Origin of the sequence: Micromonospora reichwaldensis, from assembly GCF_031845925.1 — a bacterium.
Lineage (GTDB): Bacteria > Actinomycetota > Actinomycetes > Mycobacteriales > Micromonosporaceae > Micromonospora > Micromonospora reichwaldensis.
The window spans coordinates 26,806-37,731 of record NZ_JAVRFL010000055.1; the positions used below are offsets into that span (position 1 = coordinate 26,806).

Below are 10,926 nucleotides of genomic sequence, written 5' to 3' on the forward strand. Positions count from 1 at the left end.
GTCGACTCAGGCCTTTTCGGCGGCGCGGACCGCGTCCGCGTAGGCGAGGGCGGCACGGCGCAGGGCCGCCTCCGGGTCCAGGCCCGCCTCGCGGGCCGCCGCGACCGTGGCGAGCAGGCCCGCGCCGAGGCGCGCCTCCGGGTCCACCTGGGAATCGGCGAGCGGCGGCGGTACGGCGAGGCCGACCCGCCCGGCGCGCTCCAGGATCTTGGCGGCCAGGGCGAGGGCGGGCTGGCTCAGCGCGATGCCGTCGAGCACCGAGTCACGCGCCTTCTCGGCCCGCTTGATCCGCTCCCAGCTGGCCTCGATCTCCTCCAGGGTGCCGGCCTCGGCGTCGGCGAAGACGTGCGGGTTGCGCCGGACCATCTTGTCGACCAGCCCGCCGGCCACGTCGTCGACGCTCCACCGCTGCTCCTCGGGCAGCTCCTCGGCGAGGCGGGCGTGCAGCACCACCTGGAGCAGCACGTCGCCCAGCTCCTCGCGCAGCGCGTCGGTGTCCCCGGCGCTGATCGCGTCGTACGCCTCGTAGCACTCCTCGATCAGGAAACCGGCGAGGCTGCGGTGGGTCTGCGCGCGCTTCCACGGATCGCCGCCCGGGGAGGCCAGCCGGTCCATCACCGCCACCGCGTCGAGCAGCCGGGCGCCCGGCGGGTCCCAGGAGCCGTACATCAGCTCCAGCTCGGCCAGGCCGGGCTCACGGGCCAGCCGCAGGCCCAGCTCGCGGGCCAGCGACTCGTCGCCGGCCGGGCCGGCCAGCCACACCGCGACGCCGTGCGCCGCCGCCGCGTCGAGCAGCGCCTGCGTCGCCCGGCCGTCGACCACCGTGACCTCGGCGCCCGCCACGCGGACCGCCGTCGTCAGCTCGCTCTCCGCCCCGGCCAGCACCGGATGCCGGCGTACGACGTCCCACGCGGCGGCGGTCAGCAGCCCGGCCGGCAGCCGGGGCGAGGTGACGAGCAGGACGATCCGCGCCGGCATGCTCAGCTGTGGGTCCCGCCGGCCGCCTCGGGCGCGACGGTGGGCAGCGGGTCCGGGGTGGAGACGTCGGTGACCCCGTCGGAGCCGGCCTCGCCCAGCGGCACGCTCACCGCCGGCGCGTTGCCGGAGAAGCTCAGCACCGGGAACTCCAGCGGGCGGTAGCGGGGGTTGACCGTCACGTCGTACGCGGCGACCGCCTCGGCCAGCGACTTGCGGGTGGCCAGCGCGCCACGCAGCTGCTCGCCGTCGAGCTGGCGGGCGGCCGCCTCGTCGGGCACGTCGGCCGGGATGGCGCCCGCCTTGCGGCCCGCCGCCACCACGTCCGCCAGGTCCTGCGCGGTCGGCTCGGCCGGCGCCCCGGTCGGCACCCCGGACAGGCAGTTGTAGAGCTCGGCGGACTGGCGCACGAAGCCGGTGTCGGGCGACAGACCCAGCTGCTGGGCGACCTGCTCCGGCGCGACCTGCCCGCGCGGCTGGTAGTTCTTGTCGGCGGAGAGCCGCTCGCAGACCTCGGAGAGCACCAGCATGCTGACGATCTGGCCGCGGTCGGGCAGCTGCGGCACCTGCGCCGGGGGCTGCCCCTCGGGCGCCTCGGGCTGACCGGTCGGCGTCGGGTTCTTCGCCCGCAGGTCGTCGACGACCCCGGTGACGACATCCTCGGTGATCCGCAGGTCACCGACGTAGGCGGCGACACCGGGCTCGGCACGGCAACCGGAGAGGGCGACGAGGCCGAGCGCCACGCTGGCGACGGCGACAAGACGGCGAGCACGCATGTCGGTCACTCTCTCATGCCGCCCGGGGCCGCCGTGACACCGCCCACCGGTCTCCCCGCGCTTCCGCCCCGGTGCGCACCGGGTCCCACCCCCTGGTCACCCGCCGACTGCCGGTCAGCCATCGTCGACCGCCACTCACCGCGCGGCGGCTCCCGCCGTCGCCGGCTCGCCCAGGACGTCCTTGAGCAGCTGGGCGCACCACTCCAGCAGGGCCTGGTCGCGCAGCGGCTCGCCGCCCACCCGCCGGGTGCTCGGCCGGGGCACGCTCACCTGGTCGAGCGCCTGCTTGTAGACCGAGTCCGGGTGGTAACGCTTGAGCCGCAGCTGCTTCGAGTCGGGCAGCGGCAGCGGGCCGAACCGGATGTGCTTGCCCTGCATGGAGACATCCGTCAGGCCGTAGCGGCGGGCCAGCAGCCGGAAGCGGGCCACGGCGACGAGGTTCTGCACCGGCGCGGGCGGCTCGCCGTAGCGGTCGGTCATCTCGGCCACCACCTCGCGCAGCCGGTCGGCGTCGCGGGCCTCGGCGAGCTTGCGGTACATCTCCAGGCGCAGCCGCTCCACGGCGACGTAGTCGTGCGGCAGGTGGGCGTCGACCGGCAGGTCGACCTTGACCTCGGTCTCCTCCTCCGGGCGCTCGCCCTTGAACGCGGAGACCGCCTCGCCGACCATCCGCACGTACAGGTCGAAGCCGACGCCCTCGATGTGCCCGGACTGCTCGCCGCCGAGCAGGTTGCCGGCGCCCCGGATCTCCAGGTCCTTCATCGCCACGTACATGCCGGCGCCCAGCTCGGTGTGCTGGGCGATGGTCGCCAGCCGCTCGTGGGCGTGCTCGGTGAGCGGCTTCTCCGGCGGGTAGAGGAAGTACGCGTACGCCCGCTCCCGGCCCCGGCCGACCCGGCCGCGGATCTGGTGCAGCTGGGCCAGGCCGAGCAGGTCGGCCCGCTCCACGATCAGGGTGTTGGCGTTGGGGATGTCGATGCCGGACTCCACGATCGTGGTGCAGACCAGCACGTCGAACTCCTTCTCCCAGAAGCCGACCATGACCTTCTCCAGGGCCTCCTCGCCCATCTGGCCGTGCGCCACCGCGACCCGCGCCTCGGGCACCAGCTCCCGGAGCTTCCGGGCCGTCCGGTCGATCGACTCGACCCGGTTGTGCAGGTAGAAGACCTGCCCGTCGCGGAGCAGCTCGCGGTGGATGGAGGCGGCCACCTGCCGCTCGTCGTGGGCGCCGACGAAGGTGAGCACCGGGTGCCGTTCCTCCGGCGGGGTGGCGATTGTCGACATCTCCCGGATGCCGGTGATCGCCATCTCCAGGGTCCGCGGGATCGGGGTGGCCGACATGCTCAGCACGTCGACCGAGGCGCGCATCGTCTTCAGGTGCTCCTTGTGCTCGACGCCGAAGCGCTGCTCCTCGTCGACGATGACCAGGCCGAGCGACTTGAACCGGGTGGCCGCCTGGAGCAGCCGGTGGGTGCCGATGACGATGTCGGCGGTGCCCGCGGCGGCCATCTCCAGGGCCTGCTCGGCCTCCTTCGGCGTCTGGAAGCGCGAGAGCTGCCGGATGGTCACCGGGAACTGGCTCATCCGCTCGGCGAACGTGTTGTAGTGCTGCTGCACCAGCAGCGTGGTGGGCACCAGCACCGCCACCTGCTTGCCGTCCTGCACCGCCTTGAACGCCGCCCGGACCGCGATCTCCGTCTTGCCGTAGCCGACGTCGCCGCAGATCAGCCGGTCCATCGGGACGGTCTGCTCCATGTCCCGCTTGACCTCCTCGATGGCGGCGAGCTGGTCCGGTGTCTCCTGCCACGGGAAGGCGTCCTCCAGCTCCCGCTGCCACGGCGTGTCGGGGCCGAAGTTGTGCCCCTTGGACGCCTTGCGGGCGGCGTAGAGCTGGATCAGCTGGGCGGCGATCTCCTTGACCGCCTTGCGGGCCCGGGCCTTGGACTTCTGCCAGTCCGAGCCGCCCATCTTGTGCAGGGTGGGCTGCTCGCCGCCGACGTAGCGGGAGAGCTGGTCGAGCTGGTCGGTGGGGACGAAGAGCCGGTCGCCGGGCTGGCCGCGCTTGCTCGGGGCGTACTCGATGACGAGGTATTCCCGGGAGGCCCCGTTGACGGTGCGCTGCACCAGCTCGACGTAGCGGCCGATGCCGTGCTGCTCGTGCACGACGTGGTCGCCGGCCTTCAGCTCCAGCGGGTCGATGGTGTTGCGCCGCCGGCTCGGCATCTTGCGCATGTCGCGGGTCGAGGTGCCCCGCCCGCCGGTGACGTCGTTGCCGGTGAGCAGCACGAACCGGGACGCCTCGTCGACGAAGCCGCCGGTCAGGCTGCCGCAGGCGACCAGCACCTCGCCGGGGGCGGGCGCGGTCGGGATCTCCTCGGTCAGCCGCGCGCCGAGGCCGGCGTCGCGGAGCACCTCGACCGCCCGCTGGGCGGGGCCGTGCCCCTCGAAGACCAGCGCGACCGACCAGCCCTCGCCGGTCCAGCGCTTGAGGTCGTCGACCACCCGGGCGGTCTCGCCGTGGTAGAGCGGGGCCGGCTGCGCGGCGAGGGTCACCGCGATCGCGTCGTCGGGGGTGACGTCGTACGCCTCCGGGCCGTCCTCCCAGGGCTGCCGCGCCGGGGCTGCCTCCGCCTCGACCAGGCCGAACGGCGACAGCGTCCACCAGGGCTGGCGCAGCTTCGCCGCGACGGCGCGTACGTCGCCCAGGGTCCGGAAGGCGGCGGCGCCGAGGTCGACGGGGGCCTGGCCACCGACGGCGGCCGCGGCCCAGCTCGCCTGGAGGAACTCGTCGGAGGTACGCACCAGGTCGTGCGCCCTGGTGCGGATCCGCTCCGGGTCGCACAGGAGCACGTGGGTGCCGGCCGGCATGGCGTCCAGCAGCAGCTCCATCGAGTCGGCGCCGATCAGCGCCGGGGCCAGGGACTCCATGCCCTCCACCGGGATGCCCTCGGCCAGCTTGTCGAGGATCTCCGCCAGCTCCGGGTGCTCCTCGGCGAGGGCGGCGGCCCGCTTGCGCACCGACGGGGTGAGCAGCAGCTCCCGGCACGGCGGCGCCCACAGCTGCGGCACCTGCGCGATGGTGCGCTGGTCGGCGACGGCGAAGGTGCGGATCTCCTCCACCTCGTCGCCCCAGAACTCGACCCGCGACGGGTGCTCGTCGGTGGGCGGGAAGATGTCGAGGATGCCGCCGCGCACGGCGAACTCGCCCCGCTTGGTGACCAGGTCGACCCGCCCGTACGCCATGTCGGTCAACCGGCGGGCGACCTCCTCCAGGTCGGCCTCCTGCCCGGCGGCGAGTTGCACCGGCTCCAGGTCGCCGAGGCCCTTGAGCTGCGGTTGCAGCAGCGACCGGACGGGCGCCACGACCACCCGCAGCGGGCCGGTGCGACCGTGCGCGTCGGCCGATGCGGGGTGCGCCAGCCGGCGCAGCACGGCCAGCCGCCGGCCGACCGTGTCGGAACGGGGCGACAGGCGCTCGTGCGGCAGCGTCTCCCAGGACGGGAAGACCGTCACCTGCTCGGGCGGGAGCAGGCTGCCCAGCGCGGCGGCCAGGTCGTCGGCCTCCCGGGTGGTGGCGGTCACGGCGAGCACCGGACGACCCGCGCCGCCGCCCGGCCCGCCGTCGCCGGCCTGGTCGGCGGCGACCGCGGCGACCGCGAACGGGCGCAGCGCGGCCGGCGCGGTGATGTCGAGGCCGTCGACCTGCGCGGCACCGGAGCGCGCCAGGTCACGTGCCCGGGCCAGCCCCGGGTCGGCCAGGGCGGCGGAGAACAGACCGGTGAGCATGAGATCACTTCCAGCGGGAGGACACGACGATCACCCCTCGTCCGGCTGGACGGGGGGCCACCGGTCGACACTATCTCTCCGGTCGGACGAACCGCCCCCGCGTAGGTTGGATCGTCGACAATCGGCGCAGGGTCACCCGGGGGGGGAGAACGGATGCCTGAGGGAATCGGCAGCGATCCACGCCGCAAGACCACGCCCGGCCGGTGGCGGGTGCTGGGTCACCCGGAGGGCATCCTGATCTACGAGGTGCGCTGCATCGTCGAGAGCCACGGCTGGACCGAGCCCGCCGTCGAGAGGTTCCACAACCTCATCCTCGGGCGGTCGGGGGCCTACCGGCGGCGGCTCAACGGTCGTACGGCCTTCTCGGACGCCACCTCCGTGCTGATCACCCGGCCCGGCGACGAGATGTCCGTGTCCCACCCGCTGGGCTGCGGCGACTCGTACACCTGCGTGCAGGTCGACCCGAGGGTGCTGGCCGGACGCCCGGACGGGGCACGCTGGCTGGAGACCGCCGGCTGGGAGGGCACCTCGGACGCGTCGCTCGACCTGGCACACCGGATGCTCATCGCGGAGTTCCGGCGGGGACTGGACCACTTCGAGATGGCAGAACGGCTGCACCGTTTCCTCGACGGGGTGCTCAGCCGTACCGGTGCCCGGGACGAGCCGGGGACGGACCTGGCACGCGCGGTCAGCCGGCGGCCCGCCACCCAGGCCGCCCACCGTCGCCTGGCCGACCGGGCCCGCGAGGTGCTCACCGCCGGCGCCTACTCGCTCAGCCTCGACGCGGTGGCCCGCGAGGTGGGCGCCTCCCCGCACCACCTGAGCCGGGTGTTCCACCGGGTCACCGGCAGCAGCCTCACCGCCTACCGGAACCGGCTGCGGGTCCGGGCGGTGCTGGACACCCTCGCCGAGTCGGACGAGCGGCCGCTGCGCGCGGTGGCGGCGGAGCACGGCTTCGCCGACCAGGCCCACCTCACCCGGGTGGTCCGGGACCACGTCGGCCATCCCCCGGCCCACCTGCGCCGACTTCTCGCCCACACCCCACGGACCTGACCCCGCTTCACCCCACCCGCTGTCCCTGCGTCTGGGCCGGGTCGGCGGAGATGGCGGTCAATCGCGCATCGATGTTCAAGACCCGGGCCGCCCGGCGGCCGAAGATGGAATCCGTCAGCCGGGATCGAGCCGCCGGATCGGCGGTCGCGGGGTGCGCGGACCTGTTCGGGGAGGCCCGCAGCTCCACCCGGCTGCGACCTCGGCGGCGGCGAGGTGCCGTCGCTGCCCGCCGGTGGTGCCGTACACCCCCCTGTACGGCACTCCGGTGGGCGCGGGGCGGCCCGCTCGAAGGATCTTGACGGGGATGGCCGGCCGTGATCGGCTGCGCTGATGGGCAACCAGTGGCGGGCACAGTTCGACGCGGAGGTCACCTTCGCCAACGGCGGCGGGCTGCGGACCGACGGGTTCCGTCTGGACATCCCCGGCCGCGACATCGCCGACGACGAACTGGCGGCGCTGTTCGTCCGGCACCTCGGGCTGCTGATGGTGGCCGAGGTACGCATCACCAACCGGACGATCATCGAGGAGCCGCACAAGGGCGGCCGGGGCGTGGCCGCCGGGGCCGGCGCGGACGACAGTTCCCGGCGACGGCTGGTCGAGCTGAGCCACGTCGTCACCGACGGCATGACCACCCTGCCGGGCTGGCCGGCGCCGCGGATCACCGAGTGGCTGACCCGGGAGGCGTCCCGCGCCAACTACGCCTCCGGCACCGAGTTCCAGGTGGGGCGCATCGACATGATCGCCAACACCGGCACGTACCTGGACACGCCCGCCCACCGCTTCGCCGAGGGCGCCGACCTCGCCGGTACCCCGCTGGACCGCCTCGCCGACCTGCCCGGCGTCGTGGTCCGGGTACCGGCCGGCACCCGCGCGGTGGACCGGCTGCTGCTGGCGCCGTACGACGTCGCCGGGCACGCGGTGCTGCTGCACACGGGCTGGTCGGCGCACTTCGGCACGGACCGGTACGGCGCGCCGGAGGCGCCCTACCTCACCGGCGACGGCGCCCGGGCCCTGGTCGACGCGGGCGCCGCCCTGGTCGGCATCGACTCGATCAACATCGACGACATGAGCCCGGCGGCGGCCGGCGAGCGACCGGCACACAGCGCCCTGCTGGCCGCCGGCGTCCCGATCGTGGAGCACCTGACCGGGCTCGACGGGCTGCCCCCGACCGGCTTCCGCTTCACGGCCGCCCCGCCGATGGTGGCCGGCATGGGCACCTTCCCGGTACGGGCCTTCGCGGTCCTCAATCCCACCTGATCGACGACCGAGGGCCACGCCGACACCCCGGGATCGACCTTCGGGTCAGCGCGCGGGCGGGCTGTGACAGCAGGCTGCCGGAATGTCACGGGCACCGCGCGTCCCCAGAGAGTTGGCGATCCTCCCGTTCTCCGGCAGTCGAGCCGTCGCCGCCGGCCTGGTCACGTGGCGGATGCTCCGTGGGCCGTCCTGGCGCCGGCTGCTGCCCGACGTCTACGTCCACGCCGACGGTCACCGTGAGAACGACCACCGGATGTGGTGCGACGCGGTTGCCCTCACCCTGCCGGCGGGGGCCGCCATCAGCGGTCTCAGCGCGGCATTCCTGTGGGGCGTGGACCTCCTCCCACGCGCGAGCCCGGTCTTCGTCACGCTCCCGGCGACGGCCCACCGACGCGCCACTCGGCGTGTGTCGGTCGACCAACGGTCGCTCTCCGCCCGGGAGATCACCCGCTTCGCCGGCTTGCCGGTCACCACCGGCGTCCGCACGGCCTTCGACCTCGGGCGGCAGTTGCCCCGGACGGACGCGCTCGTCGCGGTGGACGCGCTGCTGCATCGGCGGGTGGTCAAGCTCCCGACGTTGGGCAGCTACCTGGACACGCACAACGGCTGGCCCGGCACCGCCCAACTGCGGGAGGTGCTCACGCTGGCCGAGCCACTTTGCGAGTCCCCGATGGAGACCCGGCTCCGGCTCGTCCTGCACGACGCCGGTCTGCCACCCCTGACCGCGCAGCACGACGTGTACGGCACCCACCCGCACCGGGGACGCGTCTTCCTCGGCCGCGTCGACCTCGCCTACCCCCGGTGGCGAATCGCCATCGAGTACGAGGGTGACCACCACCGGGAACGCACCCACTTCCAGCGGGACGTGGCTCGGCTCAACGCACTCCGCGCGGCGGGCTGGTTGGTGCTGCGTTTCACGGCGGACGACGCACTGCGACACCCTGCCCGGATTGTCCGGCTGGTGACCGACGCAATCCAGGAACGCCGCCCCGGCCAATGCTGATCAGGACGCCATGGACCTTAAAACGGCCAGTTAACGTCCATGGCGTCCTGATCACCGGGGCGCCTCCACGGGTGGGTCAGTAGCGGACCGAGATGTGTCGGGTGGTCGCGTCGATGCGGACCTCGCCGCCGTACGGGACGATCAGCTGCGGGTCGGTGTGGCCGAGGTCGACGTCGAAGACCACCACCGCGTCGGGGCAATAGGCGGCCAGCGCCCGGGTGACCGCCTCGCGCTGCGCCTCCGCCCAGTCCCGCCGCTCGTCGGGGGTGTGCTGCCGGGTGAAGTCCCACGCCTTCGGTCGACCGACGAGGACCGCCGGGAAGCCGGCGAGCAGGCCACGCTCCCCCATGTTGCGCAGGATCCGGAACACCTCGGTGGCCGAGGGCAGCTCCTCGGAGGTCTCGACCATCAGCACCGCCCCGGCCAGGTCCCCGGCGTCAGGGACCCGGTCGGCGGCCAGCAGCCAGTGCAGGATCTCCAGGTTGCCGCCCCAGGTGCGCCCCTCGACCACCGTCGACGGCCCCTGCCAGCGCCAGCCCTCGCCCGGGAGCATCTCCGGCTCGTCGGCCAGCGTCGCCGGGTCCTGCCAGTCGTTCGGCCGGTCGCCCCACTGCGGCGCGGGGGCGAGGTCGTACCAGCCGGAGGTGAAGAGGGCCGCGCGCAGCGAGTCGAAGGTCAGCGGGTGCGGGCTGCCCGGCCGGCCGAGGTGCACGAGCACCGACCCGCCGTGGTACGACACGACGCCCAGCCGGTACAGGTGGTTGAGGACGTTGGTGTTGTCGGAGTAGCCGAAGTACGGCTTCGGGTTGGCCCGCAGCACGGCGTCGTCCAGGTGCGGGGTGACCGTGATCAGGTCGTCCCCGCCCACCGTGGCGAGCACGGCGGCGATCGTCGGGTCGGCGAAGGCGGCGGTCAGGTCCCGGGCCCGGTCGCGCGGATCGGCGCCGAGTACCCGGGTGGTCGGGTACTCCACCGGCTCCAGGCCGAACTCCTCGCGCAGCCGGCGCAGCCCCAACTCGTACACGTGGGGGAAGAGGGCCGGCAGGCCGGCGGACGGCGAGACGACCGCGACCCGGTCTCCCGGTCGGGGCTTGGGGGGATAGTTCGGCGACGTCATGATCGGACGCTACCGACCGGCTCCAGCGGTTTTCCGCTGGTCCGACCCGCCGGGACGCTGGCGGACGGCCTCTAGGCTGGCCCCGCCGAAGTTGATCGAGTATTCGGAGGCCGCGTGAGCACCCCCGCCGGACATCCGCCACAGCCCTTCCACCACGGCCCACCGCACGGCGGCCCGTGGGGAGCCCCCGTGCCGCCGCCGGTGACCAGGCGCATCCCGGAGGACCAGCCCTTCGTGGTACGCCCCAACGTCGCGAAACGCGGCCTGCTGATGACGGGGGTGGCGCTGCTCCTCATCCTCCCGATCGCCTGCTGCGCCGGTCTCGGCATGGTGAACTCGGCCGATGCGCAGCTGCGCTCCCAGTCCGTGGTCGCGATCCTCGGCGTGGTGGGCTGCCTGCTGGCCCTGGTCGCCCTGCCGTTGGGGATCCAGCTCTGGCTGATCGGTTCCGGCGGCCCGGTGCTGGCGCTCGGCCCGACCGGGCTCTGGATCCGCACCCGGCCGACCCGGGGCCAGGCGATCTGGCTGCCGTGGGAGGGCGTCGCGCGGATCTCCCGGCGCCGGTGGAGCATGGAGAAGATGCTGGTGGTCACGCCACACGACGCGCGGGCGCTCCAGCACCTCGGGGCGTTCACGGCGCTCGACAGCGCGGCCCTGAGCGCCTTCTACGGCTCGGGGCTGGTCGCCACGCTCAACTTCGCGGACCGGTCCGAGACGGAGATCATGGCGGCGGTCGCCCACTACAGCGCGGGCCGCTGCCAGCTGACCTGATCGACGCGGCACCGGCAGCCCCGGCCGGGCCGGGAAACGCCACATACCGGGCACGAGCCGCCCTAGGCTGTGTCTTCAAAGGATCTTGGTGTCGGATGATGTAGCGCGTGGGTCGTCGCTACGAGTTGTCTGACGTTGAGTGGGAAGCGCTGTCGCGGTACCTGCCGTCGGCGGTGACCGGTGGTCGG

At 73.8% G+C, this 10,926-nt stretch carries 8 protein-coding genes; 4 read left to right on the forward strand and 4 right to left on the reverse strand.

Annotated elements, in window-relative coordinates; all coding sequences use genetic code 11:
- Window positions 1-6 precede the first annotated feature (6 nt).
- The 3 genes from RM555_RS29525 to mfd all read right to left on the reverse strand — a co-directional run bounded on the left by RM555_RS29525 (window position 7) and on the right by mfd (window position 5,537).
- Window positions 7-978, reverse strand: coding sequence for a nucleoside triphosphate pyrophosphohydrolase (locus RM555_RS29525; RefSeq protein WP_311414785.1), 972 nt, complete (start codon window positions 976-978; stop codon window positions 7-9).
- A 2-nt stretch (window positions 979-980) separates the two neighbouring features.
- The gene (locus RM555_RS29530) at window positions 981-1,751 is read right to left on the reverse strand and encodes a hypothetical protein (protein WP_311414786.1); all 771 of its coding nucleotides are present in this window, start codon (window positions 1,749-1,751) and stop codon (window positions 981-983) included.
- A gap of 135 nt (window positions 1,752-1,886) precedes the next feature.
- On the reverse strand, window positions 1,887-5,537 hold the full coding sequence (gene mfd / locus RM555_RS29535) for a transcription-repair coupling factor (RefSeq protein WP_311414787.1): 3,651 nt from the start codon (window positions 5,535-5,537) through the stop codon (window positions 1,887-1,889).
- 153 nt (window positions 5,538-5,690) lie between these two features.
- Here mfd and RM555_RS29540 point away from each other — a divergent pair, with 153 nt between their 5' ends.
- From RM555_RS29540 to RM555_RS29550, 3 genes are all read left to right on the forward strand, one after another.
- Window positions 5,691-6,590: a helix-turn-helix domain-containing protein gene (locus tag RM555_RS29540; protein ID WP_311414788.1), complete on the forward strand. Its 900-nt coding sequence runs from the start codon at window positions 5,691-5,693 to the stop codon at window positions 6,588-6,590.
- 330 nt (window positions 6,591-6,920) lie between these two features.
- Window positions 6,921-7,847, forward strand: a complete 927-nt coding sequence (locus tag RM555_RS29545) for a cyclase family protein (RefSeq protein ID WP_311414789.1) — start codon at window positions 6,921-6,923, stop codon at window positions 7,845-7,847.
- Window positions 7,848-7,929: 82 nt separating this feature from the next.
- Window positions 7,930-8,850: an endonuclease domain-containing protein gene (locus RM555_RS29550; RefSeq protein WP_311414790.1), complete on the forward strand. Its 921-nt coding sequence runs from the start codon at window positions 7,930-7,932 to the stop codon at window positions 8,848-8,850.
- A 76-nt stretch (window positions 8,851-8,926) separates the two neighbouring features.
- Here the strand turns inward: RM555_RS29550 and RM555_RS29555 are convergent, their stop codons facing one another.
- A complete protein-coding gene (locus RM555_RS29555) occupies window positions 8,927-9,967 on the reverse strand; it encodes a S66 family peptidase (RefSeq protein ID WP_311414791.1) in 1,041 nt (346 codons plus the stop codon).
- A 189-nt stretch (window positions 9,968-10,156) separates the two neighbouring features.
- Between RM555_RS29555 and RM555_RS29560 the strand changes: the two genes are divergently transcribed.
- Window positions 10,157-10,738 carry a hypothetical protein gene (locus RM555_RS29560; protein WP_311414792.1) on the forward strand — a complete coding sequence of 194 codons (582 nt, stop codon included), beginning with the start codon at window positions 10,157-10,159 and terminating at the stop codon, window positions 10,736-10,738.
- The last annotated feature ends 188 nt before the right edge of the window (window positions 10,739-10,926 follow it).